This is a genomic window from Flavobacterium quisquiliarum, from assembly GCF_019308285.1.
Lineage (GTDB): Bacteria > Bacteroidota > Bacteroidia > Flavobacteriales > Flavobacteriaceae > Flavobacterium > Flavobacterium quisquiliarum.
Genome location: NZ_WWEM01000033.1, coordinates 204,679 through 229,255, shown reverse-complemented (window position 1 = coordinate 229,255; position 24,577 = coordinate 204,679). Strand labels below are relative to the sequence as shown.

Sequence of the window (24,577 nt, the reverse complement as noted above, 5' to 3'; positions counted from 1 at the left end):
ATTCTGTTAAAGTAATTATTTAATAAAAAAAAATGAACTAAAAAAAATAGTTAAACTTTTATAAAAAACATCTAACTATTTCATCCCAAGATTATCCAACAAAATCTGATATTTCCTTCCCACAGGAATAACATCACCATTAGACATTGTAAGATTTTTAAAAGTAACAGCGGTAATTTTAGCTGTATTAACAATAAAAGAGCGATGCACTTGTACAAAATGCGAACACTCAATTTCGGCGCTTATGCTGGCGAGTGAACCGTAAATAACAATAGGCGATTTCAGTTTGCCGTGGTAGAGTTTCATGTAATTGCCCAAACTTTCGATGTATAAAATATCCGAAAGCGGAGTTTCTATTGTCTGTCCGTTAGAACGATATGAAAGTGTTTTTTCAGAACTGCTGTTTTCCTTTTTAATGGTATTTCCAGAATGATACGTTTTGGCTTTTTCAATGGCTTTAGAGAATTTATCTAATGAAATAGGTTTCATTAAATAATCAATTGCATCGTTTTGATAGGCAGAAAGCGCAAAATCTGAATAGGCGGTGGTAACAATCGTAAGCGGTCGGTTGGGCTGTAATTCCATTAATTCTACGCCTGAAATAACAGGCATATTAATGTCAAGAAAAATAATATCATATTGATTTTCATTGAGTAGTTTTATAGCTTCCATACCATTAAAAGCGCTTCCGGAATGTTCCAGTTCGTCAAATTTCGAAATGTGCGAAATCAAGGCTTTGTGAGCTGGTGATTCGTCATCAATTATTAGACAGCGGTAGGTAAGTGCCATATACTCAATTTTACAACAAATAAATTTTTCTCTTTCTGGCAGCTTAAATTGTGTTTTAAGCCGTAAACTTCCAAACGTCTTTTTAGGTTCTCAATTCCAATTCCCGTACTCGAAAGGCGCGAGCCCGAATCGAGATAATTGTTTTTTATGGTAAAAGTCAAATTTCGACATTTTACTTTTAAATCCAGATTAATAAATGGTTCTGCCATTTCAGAAGAAAATTTCACAGCATTTTCTACCAAAGGCAAAAAGAATAGAGGTGGAATCTCGGTTTCTTTAGTAACGCCTTCAATGTTTTGATTGACCGTTAATCTTTCGTTTCTGAACGTATAATATTCGATGTACTTTTTAATGAAATCTATTTCTTCTTCGACCGAAACAAAATCTTTTTTAGAAGCTTCTATCTGATAACGCAGCATATCTGAAAGATTCAGGATTCTGTCTAGAACTTTGTCCGGTTCTGCCAGTGCCTCGCCGTAGAGGTTGTTCATAGCATTCAATAAAAAATGCGGATTCAATTGCTGCTTTAAAAACGAAAGTTCCGATTTATAGTTCATGATATCTTTATCAGCATCCATGATTTTTTTGGTAATAACCACATGAATGAAATAGAAAAACATTCCGTTTATAATCAACGATAATATTTGCAGTGTTTTAAAATTTCCTAAACCAACAAGAGGAAAAAACCAGTTCATAAAAAAGTAGAAACATGTCCAATAAACGGCAAGTAGAAAAAAGAACGATTTAACCTTTCTTTTGAATAAAACAGGTTTGATGATGCAGATATTGAAAATGGTAATCCATACAATACAAGGAAAATAACCTACTGCAATTTTGCTTAGAATGTAAGACCAGCTGTGTCCGTCCAGTTTTATTTCGTCATAAACACAGGCTAAAATGACTAAGTAAACCAGTGTATTTACGAATAGGTTTCGAAGGAAAAAGTTTTGATAAAGTTTGGAGATCGTCATAACGGCAAAAATAATATAATCGTATAGTTTTTAGCTCTTTGTAAAGGATAAATTATACTAACGCCGTTCGTATAAATCATACGCCGTTGGTATAAAAATACTATTATAATAAGAATGCCTCATTTACTTTTGGATCCAAGTTTCACTATATCCCAAAACAAATTTTATATATTCCATTTTATGAAATCCAAAATCATTTCCGTTTTAGTTGTCTTTATTTCCTTGAAAACCATGGCTCAGGAAAAAGAACCTGGCATGAAAACTTTAGGAAAAGCAATAGTAAATAAGTTTCCGACAACCAGAACTTTTGATGTACAGTACGAAAACCTTGGGCCGTCTAATTATGATTCGGAATTGTTTGGAAATAAATTTGAAAGAGGAAGAGTAGAAAGCCACAACCGATTTAAAGCAGCTTTTAATCTTCCGTTTTATGCTACAAAATCAAAACGTTTTGTTTTAGCGGCTTCACTGCGCTATAAATATGAAAGTTATGAATTTGGGGATATTTATAATTATGGCAACAATCAGACTTACAGAAGAGAAAATCAGGATATCCATTTTTGGGCGGGTGCTTTAACGGCAACTTACATGGGAACATTGTTTGGAAAACCTTCAATTTACAGTGCCACTGTAACCGTTGACGGCGATGAAGAAAAACTACAGCGTGTAAAAGGATTTGCTTCAGCAGTTTTGGTACTTAAAAGAACGCCGTCAACTACAATTACTGCTGGGGTTTTAGTATTACTGGATCCGTCTTCAATTGTGCCAATGACACCTTTACTGTCTATAAATCATAAGTTTAAAAACTCTAAATGGGATATGGATTTTATTCTGCCACAGCGTTTATTGTTTAGAAGAGAATTGTTGGAAAACGGAAGAATTTCCTTAGGAACAGAATTAAATACTGAAAGTTTTTACTTAAATTTAAATAGCTCAAATTTAAAAGGAGTATACGAACTGAATCAGTTGGAGTTAAAGTCTGGAATTACCTATGAATATAGTTTTACACCAAAGCTGATTGCCTTTGCTAAAGGTGGTATAAATAATGTGGTAAGTGCGAGAATTACAGAGAAAGGTGAACGAACCAACCGCTATGTTTATGACCAGAAAGAAGATGCACAAGGGTATATTAGATTTGGAATATCGTATAATCTTTTTAATCGAAAATAGAGATGGATAAGTTGGAAGAATTAAAGGAAACAGTTATGGTTGTGGAGATTTTTAAAACAAATGTTCAGAAAGAATCTGAGAAAGATTACATCATTGCGGTTATACAAATTCAGTTTCCAGACTATAAAATTAATTTTGATCTGGAAGACTGCGATAAGATATTAAGGGTTGAAGGAATCGATATTCAATGCGATAATATTATAGATTATGTGCACTGTCTTGGCTACACCTGTGTAAGGCTGGATTGAGCGATTAAAAATTACTTTTCGCATTGCCATTGAATTTTGTAATTGCCATTGTCATTGAAAAAGGGTAAAAATACGTAGCTGTATCTTTCACTTTCTTTATAATTTTGTACGGTAATTTTTGGTTTATATTTAAAGCTATTTACAGATGTTAGATCTTATTCTTTCGATTTTCATTTTTCTTTTGGAGCAGCTGTTCTAGTTTAACAGTTTTACTTCTTTTAAGTCTTCTTTTGTACTTTTCCTTTGTGGAAAGGTTTGTGCTTTTTTTGGGCATTATTTTTCTAATTTTGTGCCCTATGAAAAAAGCATTCCAACTCTTCGATTTTAGTCAGAAAGTCAATTATAAAAACGAAATTTTAGCAGGTTTAACCGTAGCGATGACGATGATTCCAGAATCCTTGTCATTTGCTATTTTGGCTGGTTTTCCGCCTTTGGTTGGTTTATACGCCGCTTTTATTGCGGGATTGGTAACGGCAATTTTTGGAGGAAGGCCTGGAATGATTTCAGGTGGGGCAGGAGCAACAGTAATTGTTTTGATTGCTTTGATGAAATCTCACGGAATAGAATATGTTTTTGCAGCCGTTGCGCTTGGCGGTGTGGTCCAAATTTGTATTGGACTTTTTAAACTCGGAAAGTTTATTCGATTGGTGCCACAGCCTGTAATGTTTGGTTTTGTAAACGGATTGGCAGTGGTAATTTTTATGTCACAGCTCGAGCAGTTTAAAACTGTAGTAAACGGTCAGGTTTCCTGGCTTCAGGGAACTCCATTATACATTATGTTGGGTCTGGTTGCGCTGACTGTCGCAATTGTTTTGATTTTTCCAAAAATTACCAAAGCAGTTCCAGCTTCTCTGATTGCCATTATGATTGTTTTTGCCTTAGTAATTATATTTAATATCGATACTAAAACAGTCGAAGATATTGCCTCTGTTCAAGGAGGATTTCCTCCATTTCATATTCCGAATATTCCAATTTCTTTTGAAACTCTAAAAGTGATTTTTCCCTATTCAGTAATTGTGGCAGCGGTTGGTTTGACGGAAGGTTTGCTTACGCTGAATTTAGTGGATGAAATTACAGGAACGCGTGGAAACAGTAATCGTGAATGTATTGCGCAGGGAAGTTCAAATATTTTAAATGGTTTTTTCTACGGAATGGGAGGCTGTCCTATGATTGCGCAGACTTTAGTAAATCTTGGAGCTGGATCACGAGCGAGGCTTTCCGGAATTATCGCAGCTTTAACGATTTTAATTATTATACTTTTTGGTGCTCCTGTAATTGGGAAATTACCTATGGCGGCTTTAGTCGGCGTAATGATGATGGTGGCTATTACTACTTTTGAATGGGCTAGTTTTAAAATTATTAATAAAATGCCAAGACATGATATTTTCGTCGGGATTTTAGTAGCCGTTATCACTATTGTGCTTCATAATCTGGCTTTAGCGGTTTTAATCGGGGTTATTATTTCGGCTTTAGTTTTTGCTTGGGAAAGTGCTAAAAGAATCCGAGCACGTCAATATATTGATGAAAACGGCATAAAACATTATGAAATATACGGTCCATTATTTTTTGGTTCTATAGCTGCTTTTATGGAAAAATTTGATGTACAAAACGATCCAAATCATGTTATCATAGATTTTAAAGAAAGCAGGGTCTCCGATATGTCTGCCATCGAAGCGTTAAATAATATTACTAAAAAATACGGTCTTCAAAATAAAACTGTAGAATTGCAGCATTTAAGTGCAGATTGCCAACAATTACTCAAAAATGCCAATGCTGTTATTCATGTGAATGTTATTGAAGATCCGACTTATAAAGTGGTAAGTTAGGAACTTCAATTGTTGAAATTCCAATTGTTGAAATTCCAATTGCTGAAATTCCAATTGCTGAAACTCCAATTGCTGAAACTCCAAATGCAAAATTCCAAATACGATGACAAACCCGACAGGTTTCAAAAACCTGTCGGGTTTAGTTCTCTATAATTGATTCAGTTTTGTCAGGCTGAGCGATTCCGAGGCTTCGGGAGAAGCCCGCGTACCAATTGGAGCGCCCTTCGACTCCGCTCAGGGTGACATACAAGACAACTATTAGAAAAATTTAAATTCGTGGCGAAAAATAATCTGTGGCCAATCGTTGCACACAAGACGCACTGTGGTGCGTCTTTACAGATATACGTTGTGATTTTGGTGTAATTTTCACATCATAATAAAGAAAGATAATTTATTTAAATTCGTGAATTCGTGGCGAAAAACCAAAGATTGATTTTTGTAACTTTGTAAAATGAAACTAACAGAAACTTTAGAAGATTTTTACACCGTAAAAATAAATGGAATGCCCGAAAATCTTAAAAAAGAAATCGGACATTTTAATGTTTTTAAACTGGATGATTATATAGGAAGTACTTGTAATCCTTTGCCTTATACGCGAAAAGACTTTTACAAAATCAGTTTAATCATTGGAAAAAACAAAGTGCATTATGCCGATAAGGTTGTTGCGATTGAAGATCAGGCTTTGTTCTTTGCTAATCCGCAGATTCCTTACAGCTGGGAACATATTGATGAACAACAAACGGGATTTTTCTGCATTTTTACAGATGCTTTTTTTAATCAGTTTGGGAATTTAAAAGAATACCCATTATTTCAGCCCGGTGGCAATCCAGTCGTTTCGGTTTCTCCAGAATTGGCTGAATCTTTGAAGTTGGTTTATTTAAGAATGTTCGATGAAATTAATTCTGATTACGCTTTTAAATATGATGTAATCCGAAATCTGGTTTTCGAGATTATTCATCTTGCCTTAAAAACACAGACTGTAACTGCTTCATTATACAGTAAATCGAATGCTACAATTCGTGTTTCTTCGTTATTTTTGGAATTGTTAGAACGCCAGTTTCCGATTGAATCGATTTCGCAGCAAATTAATTTTCGTTCCCCTTCAGAATATGCGAATCAGTTAAATGTTCATGTGAATCATTTAAATAAAGCCTTAAAAGAAACAACTGGAAAAACAACTTCGCAGATTATTGCAGAAAGAATTGTTCAAGAAGCAATGATTTTATTGAAACAGACCAATTGGAATATTAATGAAATTGCATGGTGCTTAGGCTTTGAAGAATTGTCGCATTTTATCAATTTCTTTAAAAAGAATGTTCAGGTTTCGCCTAAAATTTATCGTTTGACAGAAATTGTTTGATTTTTGCAACTTCTTGTTTGATTGCTTTAATATTTTAGAAGTACTTCACTAATACCTTTGTCCTGTATTTAAAACTTAAAAATTAAAATCATGGACAATAAAAAAGTTTGGTTTATCACAGGTGCTTCAAAAGGACTTGGATTAGAATTAGCTAAAAAATTATTAGCAGAAGGATTTAAAGTAGCTGCAACTTCTAGAAGCGAAGAAGCTTTGATTAAAGTTTTAGGAAATTCGTCTGAAAGTTTTCTTCCTTTAGAAATGGATTTAGTTGATGAAAAAAGTGTCAAAAATGCGATCAGCAAAACTATAAATCATTTTAAAACAATTGATGTTTTAGTAAACAATGCTGGTTATGGTTTACTAGGTGCATTAGAAGAGTTAACAGATGCTGAATCTAGAAAAAATTACGAAGTAAATGTTTTTGGATTATTGAATGTAATTAGAAATACAATGCCGATTCTTCGCGCTAATAAAACGGGACATATTTTTAATATTTCTTCTGTTGGAGGATATTATGGAGAGTTTCCAGGTTGGGGAATATACTGTTCTACAAAATTCGCGGTTGCTGGTTTAACAGAATCTTTGGCTGCAGAAGTAAAATCGTTTGGAGTTCACGCAACAATCGTTTATCCGGGTTATTTTAGAACCGATTTCTTAAAAGACAGTTCGTTGTTATTGCCTCAAAATCCAATTGCAGATTATAAAGAAGTAAGACAATCTGAAAGTGCTCATAAAGATGATATCAACGAAAATCAACCGGGAGATCCTGTAAAATTAGCCGAAGCGTTGATTAAAGCAAGCGAAGATCAAAATCCACCGCTCCATTTGTTTTTAGGAGAAGATGCTTATACTATGGCAAACCAAAAAATAGCAAGTGTTCAGGCAGAGTTAGAACAATGGAAAGCAGTTTCTGTTTCAACAGCACTTTAAATAGGAAATTCTAAATGCAATGATAAATCCGATAGGTTAAAAAAAACTGTGTAGGTTTATCATTTTATTGAATTGCCTCCTGCTTTAGCTGGAGGAAAACAATAGATTAATGAGAAAGTTTTAGCCAAACTAAGTAGTTTGGCTAAAGCTCCTTTTTATGTCTCAAAAATAAACCTCCAGATAAATCTGAAAGCAATTAAATTTTATTAATTGAAAGAATTTTCTAATTATCAAATTTTCTAATTGGCACATTCTCTAATTAAAATTTCCTGCAATAGGTACTTTTTTAATCTCTGAAATTAATTGTCCGTCATTAGTAAAACCTTCAATTACAACCTGTATTTCTTTTTGCTGATTCTTTGGGATTTTAATCTGATAGTCCAAATGATCATCCAGCTCAATGTTTGGGAACCAGCCCAAAGTACCAAAATAATTAAACTCATCCTGATTTTCAAATGGAGCAGTTTTGTAAGTGAAGTTTTGTGCAAAACCTTTTGTTACGATGAGTGTTGTAAATTTCACTTTGAAATAATCATTTTTTTGTCCGGTTTTCATGAAAATTTTAATTGTTCCATGTCCTGCGCTTGTCATATCAGAGCTTCCAGTCTGATCAATGTAAATTTCATCTATTTGATCTAAAGTAAGATTGAAAAGCTGATTGAAATCGAATACTAAAACATTGTCAATATATACATTTGGAGAACTCGCTGATTCACCCAGATAAGAACCTCTTCTCTCTCTAATATATACACTGAAGTCACTTTGGTTAATGCCTGTATTATAGCCATTTGAAGAGAGAAAATTTAGCACAGTTCCATATTCTTTGCCATCAAATTTAAAGGCTCTCGCCATAGGACTCATATCAGCTTTATGAGTAAAAACTTCTTTTTTATAGGTGTTTTTTATTGCAACTTCTTTTAATTCACTCGCTTTCGTTTTAGGAGGTGCGAAATTAAAAATAGTGTCTGAGCTTTTTATTACAGGACAAAATGTTTTTTCGAATGATGGCCCTAAAACAAATCTAGGTTCATTTCGGGCAATTCGTGCTTCTATTTTAGTAGTCTGAGTAACATTTTTTTCATTGGTCATCTGCAAAGCTAAAACAGTCGAATCCTGAACAAAAAAATGTTCAAATTTAAAATCATTATTCTGATCGATAGTAGTTTGATCAAATAAATTGTTTTTTAATGCAATAAGAGAAATTTTGTTTTGAGAATTGGGTTTTAGTTCTTTCTCTACTTTTCCATTTATTGTGACTCCTTTTTCAAATTCAAAACTAATTTTCGGTGCTCCCGATTTGATATTTTCCCATAGATATTTTCCTTTGTTCTGATTAAGCAATAAGAACTCTATATCTTGTCTTCGGGTTTTATTGTCGGGATTAAAATAAAAATAAGTGTCAGGTTCTGGTTTTTCTAAATAGGCATTTAGGTAAAAAGTACCCAAAAGTGTTTTCTTTTGGTCGATGCATACGCTTTTTTCAGGAAGAACACTAATGCTTAAATGGGCTTTGGCAATATCTGTTTTTCCAGATAATACAATACTATCGTTGGTTATTATTTTGGCATTCAGTGTTGTGGATGGATTTTTACCCTCTTCAATATAAGTCAATCTTTCTGTGATTTCATTTAAATCTTCATCTAAAACTCTAATCGTATTTACTCCATTTGGTAAATATTTTTTGTCAAAATAAAATGGTTGTTCCGTTTTACTGTTGTTAAAGGTAACTTCCTGTTGCATTGAATTTCCATTTTGTTGAATCAGTACTGTGAATTTTTTATTTTGATAAGTTTGAAGTCCTTTTTCATTTGTCTTTAGAATAACAAGTAAATTGTTTCTTCCAGGATTATTAGGAGCGCTTAATACAAGCCCGGTTTCTGTAATTTTCCCAAGGAGTTGTGTTACTTTTAATTTGTCATTACTTATTTTAATCGTATACTTTTCGTTTAAATCGGCTTTTAGATAAAAAACGCCATTTCCCATTTGATTGGTGCGAAAGTGTGTGATTTCATTTGATTTGGAATCTAAAACAACGCCATCTGCTACTTCTATTCCTGTTTTATTGCAATCTGTAATTTTAATTCCAATCAAATTAATGATGCCGTTTAATATAATTCCTCCTTCGGGGAATAAGTTTATTTCTGCTGTTTTCCAGTTAGGCTCATTGGTTTGAAATGCATAAGGAATGTTTTTGTCGATAATTTCAATAGTCTGATTAAAGGAATCGTCTTCTTTGAAATTATTCATCCAGTTGGTATAGAAATGAAAATGATATTTACCAGGTTTAAATTTTTCATTTAAATGAATCCCACCAGAAAAAATACCGTATTGGGCAAAAAGTAACTGTTTCTGAACTATTTGCTCGTCTTCATTATAAACAACTAATTGAATATTTGCAGTGTTGCTGTTTGGGATGTTGTTGTTTTTACTGAGAACGTATCCTTTGAATGCAATATCTTCATTATTTGTAAACAACTTTTTATTGAATTGTACATGGATAATCTCGCGGTCCTGAGAAAAATAATCATTAAGGTATTTCGTGATTTTTTCTTGATTGGAAATAGCCTGTGCGAAAGATTGTAGACAGAATAGAAAACTAAAAAACCTGATGATTAATTTCATACAAAGAAGATATTAAAGGCTATTATGATGTTCGTAATAATAGGTTTAAATTTAATTGTAATATTAATCTGTAAAAGTTAAAGCATTCATAATATTTTAGAAATTTATTAAATAAAATGAATATTTATCAAATTGATATACTTTGATATTGTAAATCAAAAAAATAGCAAACGTTTAAAGGGAATTATTTTGCGAAAGAGCAATCCTTTAATTAGATAATGGGATAATTTGATGATTGAAAAATTCAGGTAAAATAATTCCATTTCCAAAATATTGTGGCAAACCGGACAGGTTTCAAAAACCTGTCCGGTTTATCGTTTTGCCTCCTGTTTTAGCTAGAGGAAAGAATAGGTTAATGAGAAAGCAGACCACCAGATAAATCTGGAGGCAATTCAATTTGATTAATTTAAAGATTTATCTAATTAACCAGCATTGATTTTACGTCGCTAAACTTTCCGTCAATTTCTCCTACTTGTAAACCTAAAATATGAGCAATTAAAGGGTAAACGGAAACATTTTGAAAAGTAGGGACAGTTTTATCTACTTTGAAAGCAGGGCCTTTTGCATAGAAAATGGCATGCATATCTTTCTCGTTGTTATCATAACCATGAGTTCCGCCTTTTATATGAGTGCTTTCTTTGCTTACAAGACTCCATCCTTTTTCAGCCTCTATGACGAAATCGTGTACTCTTGGATTGGTTCCGTAGTGCAATCTTTTTGGAACTTCAGTCGATTTCCAGAACTTAATGTGTGGTACTTTTTTTAAGGCTTTAGCAATAGAATCTTGAAATCCAGCTTTTGCCTGTAAGCTCATAATTGGGTTTACGACATCTTTATATCCGAGCCATTCTGGTTTTAAATAATCTAGAACTGCTACTTTTTTATCATTACTGATATTGGCCATTCCGTGGTCAGAAACGATAATTAAATTGATTTGTTTTCCAATAGAAAGTTTATCCAATCTTCGAGATAATTCTCCCATAATTGAATCCATTTTAGTGACTGCTTTTTTGGTTTCAGGAGAAAGCGGACCAAAATTATGACCAGAATGATCGGGTTCATCAAAATATAAAGTAACCAGATGAGGTCGTTGTTTTTTGGGTAATTGTAACCATTTTAAAACCGTATCAACTCTTGCGCCGTATGGAATTTTACCATCATAATTTTTAAAATAACTTGGATTTCTTTTATCAATATCAGAACCTGGCCAAAAGAAAGAAGCTGTTTTTACTCCTTGTTGTTCTGCTAAATTCCAAATAGGATTTCCACCATAAAAACGAGAATCATTTTTTGCTTTGCTTGATAATGAAAATGCCTGATCTAAAGACGCATCATAAAAAACATTATTAATAATTCCATGATGATCTGGATAAAGTCCTGTTACGATTGAATAATGATTTGGAAAAGTTTTACTTGGATAAGAAGGTTTCATTGATTTGGCATGAACGCCTTCTTTTTCAATTTGTTTCAGATTTGGAAGATTATACATTTTGCCATAATCCCAACGAAATCCATCCATAGAAACTAAAACAACATAATTGTCTTTGTTGTTTTGGGCTTGTGAAATAAATGAAATTGCGAAGAAAAATAAAGATAGGAGCGCAGTAGAATATTTTTTCATTTTTTGAATTTATTATAACTGCAAAGTTAGAGATAACAGATTTTTTAAAGAAAAAGAGAATGTTAAATAAAAAAGCAAGTCACGAATCGACTAGAAGAATAGCTACGAATTCACGAATTTATGCAAATACGTTGTGTAAAAAAAGCTTTCCATAAATTACACAAATTAAAAGGATTTCTATTTCATACAGATTAATATAAAATTTATATTAATCTGCTTAAATCTGTGAAATCTGCGTGAAAAAACTTTGCGGCACCTAAGTAAAGGAATCCCTTTAATCTGTGTAATCCGTGGCTAAAAAAAAATAACCACAAAGATTAGAAAAAAATAATTTGTGAATTCGTGGCAAACAAAAAAAGCGCCAGAAGTGAATCCGACGCTTTTAAGTTTTAAGAAGAGGATGAATTACATCATTCCTGGCATTCCGCCTCCCATTGGCATTCCGCCTCCGGCATTTTCTTCTTTAATATCAATCAATGCACATTCTGTAGTTAAGATCATTCCTGAAACAGATGCAGCATTTTCTAATGCTACACGAGTTACTTTTTTAGGATCGATAATTCCTGCAGTAAGCATGTCTACATATTCGTCAGTTTTTGCGTTGTATCCAAAATCTCCTGAACCTTCAGAAACTTTAGCCACAACAACAGAACCTTCAAGACCAGCATTTTCAACGATAGTTCTTAATGGAGATTCAACAGCACGAGAAACGATTTGGATTCCTGTAGCTTCGTCAGCGTTGTCAGCTTTTAAGTCAGCCAAAGCAAGTTTAGCTCTTAATAGCGCCACACCACCACCAGCAACGATTCCTTCTTCAACAGCAGCACGAGTTGCGTGTAAAGCATCGTCCACTCTGTCTTTTTTCTCTTTCATTTCAACTTCAGAAGCAGCACCAACATAAAGAACCGCAACACCGCCAGCTAATTTAGCCAAACGCTCTTGTAATTTTTCTTTATCGTAATCAGATGTAGTAGTTTCCATCTGACCTTTAATTTGGTTTACTCTGTTTTTGATAATATCAGCTTCACCAGCACCGCTTACGATAGTTGTATTGTCTTTATCGATAGAAACTCTTTTTGCGTTTCCTAACATTTCGATAGTTGTGTTTTCAAGAGTGTAACCTCTTTCTTCAGAAATTACAGTTCCGCCAGTTAAGATAGCGATATCTTCCAACATTGCTTTTCTTCTGTCTCCAAAACCTGGAGCTTTAACAGCAGCAATTTTAAGAGCACCTCTTAATTTGTTTACTACTAATGTAGAAAGCGCTTCTCCATCAACATCTTCAGCAATAATCAATAATGGTTTTCCTGATTGAGCAACTGGCTCTAAAACTGGAAGTAATTCTTTTAAAGAAGATACTTTTTTGTCGTATAATAAAATGTATGGAGAGTCTAGTTCCACTTCCATTTTCTCAGGATTTGTTACGAAGTAAGGAGAAAGATATCCTCTGTCAAACTGCATTCCTTCAACAACATCCACGAAAGTGTCAGTTCCTTTAGCTTCTTCAACAGTGATAACACCTTCTTTTCCAACTTTAGCGAAAGCAGTAGCGATCAACTCACCAATAACTTCGTCATTGTTAGCAGAGATAGAAGCAATTTGTTTGATTTTGTCTGAATCGCTTCCTACTACTTTAGCTTGTTTTGCTAAGTCAGCCACGATAGTTTCAACCGCTTTGTCGATACCACGTTTTAAATCCATTGGATTTGCACCTGCAGCAACGTTTTTAAGACCTTCTTTTACGATTGCTTGAGCTAAAACTGTAGCAGTAGTAGTTCCGTCACCTGCAAGGTCATTGGTTTTAGAAGCCACTTCTTTCACCATTTGCGCACCCATGTTTTCTAGTGCGTCTTTTAATTCGATTTCTTTTGCAACAGAAACACCATCTTTAGTAACTGTAGGTCCACCAAATGATTTTCCGATGATTACGTTACGACCTTTTGGTCCAAGCGTTACTTTTACAGCATTTGCTAATGCATCAACACCACGTTTTAATCCGTCACGTGCTTCAATATCAAATTTTATATCTTTTGCCATTTTAATATTTTTATTTAAAGTTTGAGTTGTTTCAAGTTAATGAAGTTCTTAATTCTTAATACTTCGTACTTAATACAATATGTTTTTTTTAGATAATTGCAAGGATATCGTCCTCACGCATAATTAAATAATCAGTACCTTCTAATTTTAGCTCAGTTCCTGCATATTTGCCATAAAGAACAGTATCACCAACTTTTACAGTCATAGTATGATCTTTAGTTCCGTTTCCTACTGCAACCACAGTTCCTTTTTGTGGTTTTTCTTTGGCAGTATCTGGAATAAAAATACCTGAAGCAGTTTTGGTTTCAGCTGCAACAGGCTCAATAAGTACGCGGTCTGAAAGCGGTTTAATGTTTAAAGCCATGATTTTATATTATTATAAGTTATACATTTTTTTATGTTCTATAAACTTTCAGAAATTGTGCCATGCTGTTAAAACTGACATTATTTCTTAAAAAAAATGCCAGCTTTGACAGGCTGGCATTAGATTTTTATATTGAGCTAAAATTATTTAGCTGCTGGTACTGCTGGAGCAGGAGTGTTTCCTTGTGCTGGAGCTACAGGTGTATTTACTGGAGCTTCAGTTTTGTCAATAAGTTTAGAGTCTGTATCGCTTAAAGCTCCAGAGAAACTTAAGCTAGAAAGTAAAATTAGCACAATTAAAACAGTAGCTAAAGTCCAAGTACTTTTATCTAAAAAGTCAGTTGTTTTTTGTACTCCACCTAACATCTGCGTTCCGCTGATAGTAGAAGACAATCCGCCTCCTTTTGGGTTTTGTACCATGATAACTACGATCAATAGAAAACAAACTATTGTGATTAAAACTAAAAAAATTGAAAATGTGCTCATTACTTAATTATTGTTATTGTTATTTTGTTGTAAAATCTTTATATCCGATATGCGGTCTGCAAAGAAAGTAATTTTTTCTGGATATTTCAAAATTAATATTTCATATGCCTGAATTGCCTTTGTATATTTCTTTTGTTCCAGATATACTCTAGCCAAAGTCTCTGTCATTAGGTACGAATTGTCCTCTGGAGCACTTTCAATCTGAACAATCGGAGCGCTATTTCCAGGTTTAATTGGAGAGATTTTCGGATTATTTTCGATAAATTTATCGATTATGCTAGCCTTTTTTTGTCTTTCTTCTTCTTGTTGTGCTCTTTCTGCAGCTTCTTTTGCTGCTTTTTCTTCGGGAGAAAGATCATTTGAACGATCAATTGGTTCTGTTCTAGATAATTGAAGCCATTCTTGGAAAGAGTGTTTTTCTCTTAGCGAAAAATCTAAAGGCTTGCCAATTTCCAAATGTTCTGCAGCAGTTTTTACTGATTCGGTTCTTTCTTCTTCAAATTCTTTAGGAGTTTCTTCTACAATTTCTTCAATTTCTTCCTGAAGTTGTTCAGCAGTAATTTCTTCAACAGTTTCTTCTTTAAGCTCGATTTTAGGAATTACAGTTTCTGCTTCTTTAATTGAAGAAAGAATAGATCTTTCGATTGTATTAAATTTAGGTTCTGGAATTATCATTTCCTCAATAACGCCTTCTTCTTCGTCTTCGATAGTGCTTGAAATAGGTTGCTCAATAACAGGAATAACTTTAACTTCTTCTATAATTGCTGGTTCTTCAGAAATTGTAGCCTCAGCTTCTTTAATAGAGCTTAAAATCGAATTTTCAATACGATCAAATTTTGTTTCTTCCTCAATTTCTTTTGCTGATTCTGATTTTGTTGATTCTGATATAGTAGGAGTTTCAGAAACTTTTATAGAACTTAAAATGGAATTTTCAATACGATCAATTTTAGGTTTTTCAATTTCGGGCTCTTCTGTTTTTTCTGATTCAGTAAAAGAAGGAATATCAATTTCTTCTAAAGATTCTGTAGTTTCGGAAGTTACATTTTCTATAGTTTCAGAAGTGATAATAGATTCTATTTTCTTTTCCTCTTCAATAACTGGTTTTTCATAAGTTACCGACTGTGCTTCTTTGATAGCCATAAAAATAGAAGGATCTATTTCAGGAATTGTTATAGGTTTTTCTTCTATTGCTGGTTTTTCAAAAGTTACCGTTTGAGCTTCTTTAATAGCAAGAAAAATAGAAGGATCTATTTCTGGAATATTTTTGACTTCAGCAGCAACTAAAGGTTCTTCAGTTTTTAAAGATTCCTCTATTTTTATCGGTTCTTCTGGTTTTACAAAATCCTCAATTTTTAAGGATTGTTCAGTTGAAACTTTAGAAACGGATTGAGTTTCTTTATTGTCAGGAACAGGCTGTTCTTCTGGATCATTTTTTTGAAGTGCTTTTCTAATTTGTTCAGGAGAAATAATTTCGCTGTCAAAAACCGTAATTTCTAAAAGATCTCTTAGTTTTTGTTCGTAGAAATCATTTTGAACAGATGTAAAGACTTCTGAAGTGATAAAATCAAATAAAACGGAACGATCCGAAGTATGTGCTGCTGTAACTTTTAAAGCATAATTATACTTAAAACTGTTTTGATTGTAAAGTCCTTTTAATCTTAGTGCACGGGCACTTTGAAAATAGGGGAATTCATTCAAAACACTTCCTAATGCATCCGCCTGCCTTTCTGTAATAGCATCCGGTTTGTTCATTAAGTAGGTATAATCGGTAACGTTCATTTTTTTTGTTTAATCGTTTAACTGCTTAGTTCTTTAATTTTTTTTGAAAATCGATTAGCATTAACCGATTTTATAAATCAATACTTTACCATTTGGCCAATGACTCATTAAAGATGTCCTGCGTGATTCTTTCGAAAATTGTTTTAAGAGCATCATTTAATACTGCTCCAGTTGGAAGATCTTGTCCTGGGAAATCATAGTAGAATTCGAAAGGTTTTTCGAAATCATCTGTTTCCTTTTTCTTATTCATGAATCTAACATTAATACGAATTGACAAACGGTTCTGAGCTGCTCCAACATCACCATTTGATCCTACAGCTGTTGCAGTCATTGGAGTGATTCTATAGTCTACAATTTCTCCTTCGTAAGTTAAATCACCATTGACACTCACTAAGTTTAAATTGGTCTGATTCATAATCAAATCCTGTAAAGCCAATGTGAATGTTCTGTCTATTCCAGGTTCTACCAAGTCTGCATTGTTTTGGAAAAAGTTAACCTGAAAGGTTTTTGCATCGATTTTTCCAGTTCCTGTAAAATTATATTTTATAGTACAGCCGCTTAGCATGAAAAGGCTTAACAATGCAAAAAGAGAATATATTTTTTTCATAATGTTTATTGGTCAAATTCCAATTTTCGAAATTGTTGCGCCCGTTCGCTATCGCTCGGGTTCAAAATCCAAATTTCGCCAAATATAGTCATTTGGTATTTGGAATTTTAGTATTGAGGTTTATTATAGATCGAATTGTTTGATTTTACGATATAACGTTCTTTCAGAAATACCTAATTCATCTGCCGCGGCTTTTCGTTTTCCTTTGTTTTTTTCTAATGATTTTTTGATCATTTCGATTTCTTTTTGTTCTAAACGTAAAACTTCTTCTTCCTCTATAGTTTCGGCAAACAAATAGTTGTCATCCTGTATTTGGTAGCTGTCTTCACGAACGGCTGGTGTTGTCATTACCGCAGTTCTTGGTTCTTCTTCAAAATCAATTTCGCTGTCAGTTTCTTGATTTCCGTATATTTTCTGAATTAAATTAGGATTGATATCCTGTACTTTAGAAGTGCCGTTTTTCATTAATTCTAAAGTCAGTTTCTTTAAATCATTCAAGTCGCTTTTCATATCAAAAAGGACTTTATACAAGATGTCTCGTTCAGTACTAAAGTCGCTTTCTTTTTTACTATCACTTATAACAGAAGGGAGATTGCTTCCTTCGGCTGGTAAATACGATTGTAAAGTTGCGAGAGTAATATCACGATTGGTCTCTAAAACAGAAATTTGCTCAGCCACATTTCGAAGTTGACGAATGTTTCCGCTCCATCTGAATTTCTGTAAAAGCTGAACAGCATCATCATCCAGTCTTAAAGGAGGCATTTTGTATTTATGAGCAAAATCGGCAACAAATTTTCTGAATAACAAATGAATGTCATCGTTTCTTTCTCGTAAGGGCGGTAAAGTGATTTCGACTGTACTCAAACGATAATACAAATCTTCACGGAATTTACCTTTTTCGATTGCATTAAATAAATTCACATTTGTTGCTGCAACAATACGGACATTTGTTTTTTGAACTTGGGATGAACCAACTTTTATAAATTCGCCATTTTCTAAAACACGTAATAATCTTACCTGAGTTGTCAAAGGTAATTCTCCAACTTCATCTAAAAATATTGTTCCGCCGTCAGCCACTTCAAAATAGCCTTCACGAGTGCTTGTAGCGCCTGTAAAAGCGCCTTTTTCGTGGCCAAAAAGTTCACTGTCAATTGTTCCTTCCGGAATAGCGCCGCAGTTTACGGCAATATATTTACCATGCTTTCTATGTGAAAGCGAATGTATAATTCTAGGGATATTTTCTTTACCAACACCACTTTCCCCAGTTACCATAACCGAAATATCAGTTGGAGCAACCTGAATGGCTTTTTCGATAGCACGATTTAATTTCGGATCATTACCAATAATCTCGAATCGCTGTTTTATTGCTTGAACTGTTTCCATGTAGTTTTTGTTTCAAGTTTTTTATTTGTTTCAAGTTTCAGGTTATGCCTAAAAATTAAAACTTTGGCTTGTATTTTTTTCTTTTACCACAGATTAATGCGGATTAACTCAAGTTTTCTTTTAAATCCGTTAGAAATGTGTATTATTAAATTAACCACAAATTACACAAATTAGCGCAAATTCTGTTTATGAATTTATCAATCTTTTGTGTACTAATGATTTGTTTTGAAAATTTGCAATTATTCCAACGGGAGTATCCGCAAGCTTCATGTAATTTAATGTTTGAGCAAGATGATCATTACTGATTTCTCTAACTGATTTTACTTCTAATATTATATCTTCATAAACTATAAAATTGGCATAAAATTTATGAGGCAAAATAACTCCTTTGTATTCTATTGAAAATTCCTTTTCTCGATGATAAGGAATGTTGTTATTTTTGAATTCAATTTCTAATGCATCTTTATAGACAATTTCAAGTAATCCAGGGCCTAGTAATCTATGTACTTCCATGCATATGCCTACAATTTGATAATTTTGATCTTTCTTGTAGTAATATTCGTTTGTATCGATCATGAATAGTTAATTTGCGGAAATTTGTGAAATTTGCGGTTATAAAAACTAATTCATCTCAGAATATCCAATGGCTTCACCCTTTAAAGTTCCACTAGTGCAGCTTGTGATTTTTACGTTTACGAAATCTCCAATTTTATAATTCTCTTTAGGGAAAACAACCGTAATACTCTGAGAATTTCTTCCTGAGAATTCGTCTTTAGATTTCTTAGAAACTTTCTCGACTAAAACTTCAACTGTTTTTCCAACAAATTCCTCGCTTCTAAACCAGGCATGTTTTTGTTGTAAATCAACAATTTCCTGTAATCTTCTGGCTTTAGTTTCTTCTTCAACATCATCTTTCATTTTTCTTCCAGCCAAAGTTCCCGGGCGTTCAGAATACGAATACATATAACCGAAATTATATTTTACATATTCCATTAAACTCATGGTGTCTTGATGATCTTCTTCCGTTTCTGTAGGGAAACCAGCAATCATATCTTGTGAAATCGAAGCATCTGGAACAATCGCTCTAATTTTATCAATCAAAGCCATATATTCCTCACGAGAATGCAGACGATTCATTTCTTTTAAAATTCTGTTACTTCCAGACTGAACCGGCAAGTGAATATGTTTACAGATATTTGGATATTTCGCCATCACATGTAAAATACTTTCATGCATATCCTGCGGATTTGAAGTCGAAAATCTAATACGCATTTTAGGAAAACCAACAGCAACCATTTCTAATAATTGATCAAAATCAACAGCAGTTGCTTTTTGCATTTCAGAAGCATTTACAAAGTCTTTTTTCAAACCACCACCGTACCAAAGATAACTGTCAACGTTTTGTCCTAAAAGTGTAATTTCTTTAAAACCTTTTTCCCAAAGATCTTTAATTTCATTCATAATACTTTGAGGTTCACGGCTTCTTTCACGTCCACGTGTAAAAGGTACAACACAAAACGTACACATATTGTCGCATCCACGAGTGATTGAAACCAAAGCGGTGATTCCGTTGCTCATTAAACGAACCGGCGAAATATCTCCGTAGGTTTCTTCTTTTGATAAAATTACATTAATAGCGTCACGTCCTTCTTCAACTTCTGCTAATAAATTCGGAAGATCTTTATAAGCATCAGGACCAACAACAAGATCAACTATTTTTTCTTCTTCCAAAAACTGGCTTTTCAAACGTTCGGCCATACAGCCCAAAACGCCCACTTTCATTTTTGGATTCGTACGTTTTACTGCATTGTATTTTTCTAAACGTTTACGAATAGTCTGTTCAGCTTTGTCACGGATAGAGCAGGTGTTCACTAAAACCAAATCGGCTTCTTCCAGAACAGAAGTGGTGTTATAACCTCCGTCAGACAAAATGGAAGCTACGACTTCACTGTCCGAAAAATTCATCGCACAGCCGTAACTTTCTATAAAGAGTTTTTTAGTATTCTCAGGTTTATTTTCCAGAACAAGACTTTCGCCCTGCTTGCTTTCTTCAATAATCTTTTCCATTGTAAAATTTCAAAGTGCAAAGATAGGGTAATTGCATCTAATATGACAAGATGGCAGATGAAGAATTAACAATGTTTTGGTAAATAGTAAATTCCAGCATTTTATTCTAAGCATTTTGCTACCTACATTTCACATTTTACAATTTTTAGGAGCTATTTCCAGCTTTCCACTTCTTGTCCTCATAAAAAAAGCAAAGTTTCTAATGTTCTAAAAAGAGCTTCCGTTGGTCGCTTTTTTAGAACAAGAAACTTTTGCTTTTTTTACTCCGGGCAATCCGTTTCAATCTGGGCTAGGTCAAACAGTTTTAAAAGAAAGAATTAAATTTTAATTTAAGTGTATGTTTTTTGCAGTCTAAAATCTGAAATCTAAAATCTACATTAAAAAAGGAGATTTCTCGGTCAGAAATCATTAAAAGTTATACCTATATATATAATCGATATTATTACAGATAAATCTGCAATTTTAAGTTTCATAATATCAAAATACTTCAAAAATGCGTTCGTAAGGTTAATATTTAAAAAAAATAGATACTTTTGTTGCAGAAAATAAGAGCAATGGCAAAGAATTTAGTTATAGTGGAGTCACCTGCAAAGGCGAAAACGATCGAGAAATTTCTCGGAAGCGATTTTCAGGTGGAGTCAAGTTATGGTCACATAGCCGACTTACCATCAAAGGAAATAGGAGTAGATGTAGAAAATGGTTTTAAACCTAAATATGAAGTTTCTCCTGATAAAAAAGCCTTGGTAACGAAACTAAAATCACTTTCTAAGAATGCCGAAACGGTTTGGTTGGCATCCGATGAGGACCGCGAGGGGGAGGCTATTTCATGGCACTTGGCGGAAGAACTGAAACTGGATACAAAAAAGACTAAACGTATAGTTTTTCACGAGATTACAAAATCTGCGATTCTTAAAGCAATCGACAATCCAAGAGAAATTGATTATAATTTAGTAAACGCACAACAAGCACGTCGTGTTCTGGATCGTTTAGTAGGTTACGAATTATCTCCGGTTTTATGGAGAAAAATCAAAGGTGGACTTTCAGCAGGTCGTGTGCAGTCGGTTTCTGTACGTTTGATCGTTGAAAGAGAACGTGAAATTCAAAGTTTTAATGCAGTAGCAACATATTCAATTGTTGCAGAATTTGTAAACGAAGCTGGAAAAGCTTTTAAAGCAAAGCTTCCAAAAAACTTCAATACTAAAAAAGAAGCCGAAGATTTCTTAAATCAAAACATCGGTTCTAAATATAAGGTAGCCGATTTAGAAACTAAGCCTACCAAAAAATCCCCAACATCTCCTTTTACAACTTCTACGTTGCAGCAGGAAGCAGCAAGAAAATTATACTTGCCAGTTGGAATTACCATGCAGTTAGCACAGCGTCTTTACGAAGCCGGACTTATTACTTATATGAGAACGGATTCTGTGAATCTTTCAAAAGAAGCAATGGATGCTGCTGAAGCAGAAATTATAAAATCATACGGAAAAGAATATTCGAAACCTCGTGTTTTTGCCAACAAAAACAAAGGAGCGCAGGAAGCGCACGAAGCAATTCGTCCAACAGATATGTCTCGTCATACAGTAAATATCGATCGTGACCAAGCTCGTTTATACGATTTGATATGGAAAAGAACTTTAGCTTCGCAAATGAGCGATGCACAGTTAGAAAGAACAAATGTAAAAATCGAGGCTGATAATCATAATGAAGTTTTTACGGCTTCTGGAGAAGTATTGCTTTTTGAAGGTTTCTTGAAAGTGTATCTGGAAGGACACGATGATGATGAAGAGGAGCAAGAAGGGATGCTTCCAGCATTAAAAGTAAACGAAAAACTAGCGAATAATTATATTACAGCTACAGAACGATATTCAAGACCACCAGCTCGTTATACAGAGGCTTCTTTGGTTAAAAAACTAGAAGAACTTGGAATTGGTCGTCCTTCTACTTATGCGCCAACGATTTCTACTATTATCAATAGAAATTATGTTGAAAAAGGAACTTTGGAAGGTGTAGAAAGAAATTATACACAGCTTACCTTGCAAAACAGCAAAGTTGGAGAGAAAGTTCTAAAAGAAAATACAGGTTCGGATAAAGGAAAATTAGTTCCTACAGATATTGGAACAATTGTAACTGATTTCTTGGTGAAGAATTTTGGAAACATTTTAGATTATAATTTTACTGCGAAAGTAGAACAGGATTTTGATGAAATTGCCGAAGGAAATATTGACTGGGCAAAAATGATGCAGGATTTTTATAATCAGTTTCATCCAAATGTAAAAGAAGTTGAGGCAAATGCGGAACGTGAAAGCGGTGAAAGAATTTTAGGAAAAGATGCTGATGGAAGACAGGTTTCTGTTCGTTTAGGAAAATTTGGTCCGATGGCTCAAATTGGAGAAGCAGATGATGAGGATAAAAAATTCGCCAGCTTAATGGCAGATCAAAATATTGGAAACATTACGCTTGAAGAAGCTTTAAATTTATTTTTGCTGCCTAAAAGTTTAGGAGAATATAAAGGAGAAGAAGTAGAAGTGAATAACGGCCGTTACGGTCCTTATGTTCGTCACGGAAGTGTTTTTATTTCGTTGCCAAGAGGGGAAGATCCATTGAGTGTTTCTAAAGAAAGAGCTCAAGAGCTAATTGACGAAAAAGCACTTGCAGATGCGCCGATAGCTGTTTATAAAGGAGAAGGTGTTCAAAAAGGCGTGGGACGTTTTGGACCATTCATTAAATGGAATGGACTTTTTGTGAATGTGAGCAAAAAATATAATTTCGACAATTTATCACAAGCAGATGTAGAAGAGCTTATTGAAGATAAGCTTCAAAAAAATATCGATAAAGTGCTTCACAATTGGGAAGATGAAGGAATTGTGGTAGAGAAAGCCCGTTGGGGACGTTCTGTGATTTTAAAAGGTAAAATCAAAATTGAATTGAGTAAAGATGTTGATGCAACGAAGTTGACATTGGCTCAGGTTCAAGAAATGATAGAAGCAAAAGCTCCTGCAAAGAAAGCTGCAGTAAAAAAAGCTCCAGCTAAAAAAACAGCTGCTAAAAAGAAATAAGTATAGATGGAATTTGATTTTCTAGAACCAGTTAATGATGCGATTTTAAAATTCGTCAGTTCACTGTCTTCCCAAGAACTTGGAAGTAAAGTTGTTTTTCATACCCAAGATCAGTTTCCTGATATTGATCAGATTAATATTGCTGTAATTGGTGTTTTAGAAGATCGTACAAACATCAATATGGTGAACGAAGTTAATCTTTCAGCAGTTCGTAAAAAGCTGTATAGTATGTTTCCAGGGAATTGGGATGCTTCAATTGCAGACTTAGGTGATATACTTGCAGGTGATTCTGTAGAAGATACTTATTTTGCTGTAAAGAAGGTTGTAGCTTCTTTGATCAAGAAAAAAGTTATTCCTATAGTCCTAGGAGGTTCCCAGGATTTGACTTATGCTTTATATCGTGCTTACGATGATTTGGAGCAGATGGTTAATTTGGTAGCAGTTGATAATAAATTTGATTTCGGAAAAGAAAATGAATCAGTTTCGGCTAATTCTTATTTGACGAAAATCATTATTGACGAGCCTAATAACTTGTTTAATTACTGTAATATTGGGTATCAGACCTATTATAATTCTCAAGAAGAAATTGATTTAATCGAAAAGCTGTTCTTTGATGCTTATCGTTTAGGTGAAATTTCAAATAAAATTACTTTGGCGGAGCCTGTTTTTAGAGATGCAGATCTAGTTAGTTTTGATTTGAATTCTGTAAAGTCTTCAGCTTCAGGAAACAATGTGACTTTTGAGCCTAACGGATTCAATGGTAAGGAGATTTGTGCTTTGTCAAGATACGCAGGAATCAGCGATAAAGTTTCGGCATTTGGAGTGTTTAATCATAACAGTACAATGGCTGAAGCGGTAATTATTGCTCAGATTGTCTGGTATTTTATCGAGGGTTATCATTATCGTTCCAAAGAATATCCTTTTGGAAGCCGTGCTAATTATTTGAAATATATTGTTCCTTTAGAAGAGGAGGAATTGATTTTTTATAAGAGTGATAAAACGGATCGTTGGTGGATTGAAATTCCATTTCAATCAAATGGTCACAATAAGTTGAAAAGAAATACGTTATTACCCTGTTCTTATGAAGAATATTTGGCTGCTTGTAACCAAGAACTACCAGAAAGATGGTGGAAAGCACAGCGAAAAAATGCTTTATAAGATTAAAACTTAAGGTAAATCTTAGGTTTTTGAAAACGGTAGGAAAAAGTTAAATTTAATTAGTAAGAAAATAATTATATAGTATAAAAATTAACGTTTTACATCGA

Annotated in this window: 19 protein-coding genes; 7 read left to right on the top strand and 12 right to left on the bottom strand. The window is 33.7% G+C overall.

Features of this window, described 5'->3' with window-relative positions; translation table 11 throughout:
- Positions 1-75: 75 nt before the first annotated feature.
- Together GSY47_RS16315 and GSY47_RS16310 are read right to left on the bottom strand one after the other, a co-directional pair.
- Entirely contained in the window at positions 76-789 is a 714-nt protein-coding gene (locus tag GSY47_RS16315; protein WP_179001335.1) for a LytR/AlgR family response regulator transcription factor, read from the bottom strand.
- The gene (locus tag GSY47_RS16310; RefSeq protein ID WP_219071482.1) at positions 765-1,760 is read right to left on the bottom strand and encodes a sensor histidine kinase; all 996 of its coding nucleotides are present in this window, start codon (positions 1,758-1,760) and stop codon (positions 765-767) included. Before GSY47_RS16310 ends, GSY47_RS16315 begins: the two co-directional genes overlap by 25 nt.
- Before the next feature lie 180 nt (positions 1,761-1,940).
- On the opposite strand from GSY47_RS16310, the gene GSY47_RS16305 reads away from it, so the two are divergent.
- The 5 genes from GSY47_RS16305 to GSY47_RS16285 all read left to right on the top strand — a co-directional run bounded on the left by GSY47_RS16305 (position 1,941) and on the right by GSY47_RS16285 (position 7,294).
- Positions 1,941-2,930 (top strand): DUF6268 family outer membrane beta-barrel protein, encoded by a 990-nt coding sequence (locus tag GSY47_RS16305; protein ID WP_219071481.1) that lies wholly within the window; start codon positions 1,941-1,943, stop codon positions 2,928-2,930.
- A gap of 2 nt (positions 2,931-2,932) precedes the next feature.
- A complete protein-coding gene (locus GSY47_RS16300) occupies positions 2,933-3,178 on the top strand; it encodes a hypothetical protein (RefSeq protein WP_246611342.1) in 246 nt (81 codons plus the stop codon).
- Positions 3,179-3,474: 296 nt separating this feature from the next.
- The gene (locus GSY47_RS16295) at positions 3,475-5,004 is read left to right on the top strand and encodes a SulP family inorganic anion transporter (RefSeq protein WP_179001329.1); all 1,530 of its coding nucleotides are present in this window, start codon (positions 3,475-3,477) and stop codon (positions 5,002-5,004) included.
- Positions 5,005-5,455: 451 nt separating this feature from the next.
- On the top strand, positions 5,456-6,364 hold the full coding sequence (locus GSY47_RS16290; protein ID WP_179001327.1) for a helix-turn-helix domain-containing protein: 909 nt from the start codon (positions 5,456-5,458) through the stop codon (positions 6,362-6,364).
- Positions 6,365-6,454: 90 nt separating this feature from the next.
- Positions 6,455-7,294: an oxidoreductase gene (locus GSY47_RS16285; RefSeq protein WP_179001325.1), complete on the top strand. Its 840-nt coding sequence runs from the start codon at positions 6,455-6,457 to the stop codon at positions 7,292-7,294.
- Positions 7,295-7,549: 255 nt separating this feature from the next.
- Here the strand turns inward: GSY47_RS16285 and GSY47_RS16280 are convergent, their stop codons facing one another.
- The 10 genes from GSY47_RS16280 to miaB form a co-directional block, all read right to left on the bottom strand.
- Positions 7,550-9,916: a hypothetical protein gene (locus tag GSY47_RS16280; protein ID WP_179001323.1), complete on the bottom strand. Its 2,367-nt coding sequence runs from the start codon at positions 9,914-9,916 to the stop codon at positions 7,550-7,552.
- A gap of 418 nt (positions 9,917-10,334) precedes the next feature.
- Positions 10,335-11,537 (bottom strand): alkaline phosphatase family protein, encoded by a 1,203-nt coding sequence (locus GSY47_RS16275; RefSeq protein ID WP_219071480.1) that lies wholly within the window; start codon positions 11,535-11,537, stop codon positions 10,335-10,337.
- Between the two features lie 405 nt (positions 11,538-11,942).
- Positions 11,943-13,574 (bottom strand): chaperonin GroEL, encoded by a 1,632-nt coding sequence (groL, locus tag GSY47_RS16270; RefSeq protein ID WP_177210785.1) that lies wholly within the window; start codon positions 13,572-13,574, stop codon positions 11,943-11,945.
- Between the two features lie 88 nt (positions 13,575-13,662).
- Complete coding sequence (locus GSY47_RS16265) at positions 13,663-13,938, bottom strand: co-chaperone GroES (RefSeq protein ID WP_008467105.1); 276 nt, start codon at positions 13,936-13,938, stop codon at positions 13,663-13,665.
- 143 nt (positions 13,939-14,081) lie between these two features.
- Positions 14,082-14,423, bottom strand: coding sequence for a preprotein translocase subunit SecG (gene secG, locus GSY47_RS16260; RefSeq protein ID WP_179001319.1), 342 nt, complete (start codon positions 14,421-14,423; stop codon positions 14,082-14,084).
- A gap of 3 nt (positions 14,424-14,426) precedes the next feature.
- Positions 14,427-16,202, bottom strand: a complete 1,776-nt coding sequence (locus GSY47_RS16255; protein WP_179001317.1) for a tetratricopeptide repeat protein — start codon at positions 16,200-16,202, stop codon at positions 14,427-14,429.
- An 85-nt stretch (positions 16,203-16,287) separates the two neighbouring features.
- Positions 16,288-16,809, bottom strand: a complete 522-nt coding sequence (locus GSY47_RS16250; protein WP_091492636.1) for an LptE family protein — start codon at positions 16,807-16,809, stop codon at positions 16,288-16,290.
- A 123-nt stretch (positions 16,810-16,932) separates the two neighbouring features.
- The gene (locus GSY47_RS16245) at positions 16,933-18,192 is read right to left on the bottom strand and encodes a sigma-54 interaction domain-containing protein (protein WP_179001315.1); all 1,260 of its coding nucleotides are present in this window, start codon (positions 18,190-18,192) and stop codon (positions 16,933-16,935) included.
- Positions 18,193-18,378: 186 nt separating this feature from the next.
- On the bottom strand, positions 18,379-18,768 hold the full coding sequence (locus GSY47_RS16240) for a GxxExxY protein (protein WP_179001313.1): 390 nt from the start codon (positions 18,766-18,768) through the stop codon (positions 18,379-18,381).
- Between the two features lie 45 nt (positions 18,769-18,813).
- On the bottom strand, positions 18,814-20,259 hold the full coding sequence (gene miaB, locus GSY47_RS16235; RefSeq protein WP_179001311.1) for a tRNA (N6-isopentenyl adenosine(37)-C2)-methylthiotransferase MiaB: 1,446 nt from the start codon (positions 20,257-20,259) through the stop codon (positions 18,814-18,816).
- Positions 20,260-20,813: 554 nt separating this feature from the next.
- Here miaB and topA point away from each other — a divergent pair.
- Positions 20,814-23,312 carry a type I DNA topoisomerase gene (gene topA, locus GSY47_RS16230; RefSeq protein ID WP_179001309.1) on the top strand — a complete coding sequence of 833 codons (2,499 nt, stop codon included), beginning with the start codon at positions 20,814-20,816 and terminating at the stop codon, positions 23,310-23,312.
- 6 nt (positions 23,313-23,318) lie between these two features.
- Positions 23,319-24,470, top strand: coding sequence for a formimidoylglutamase (locus GSY47_RS16225; protein ID WP_179001307.1), 1,152 nt, complete (start codon positions 23,319-23,321; stop codon positions 24,468-24,470).
- Positions 24,471-24,577: the final 107 nt, after the last annotated feature.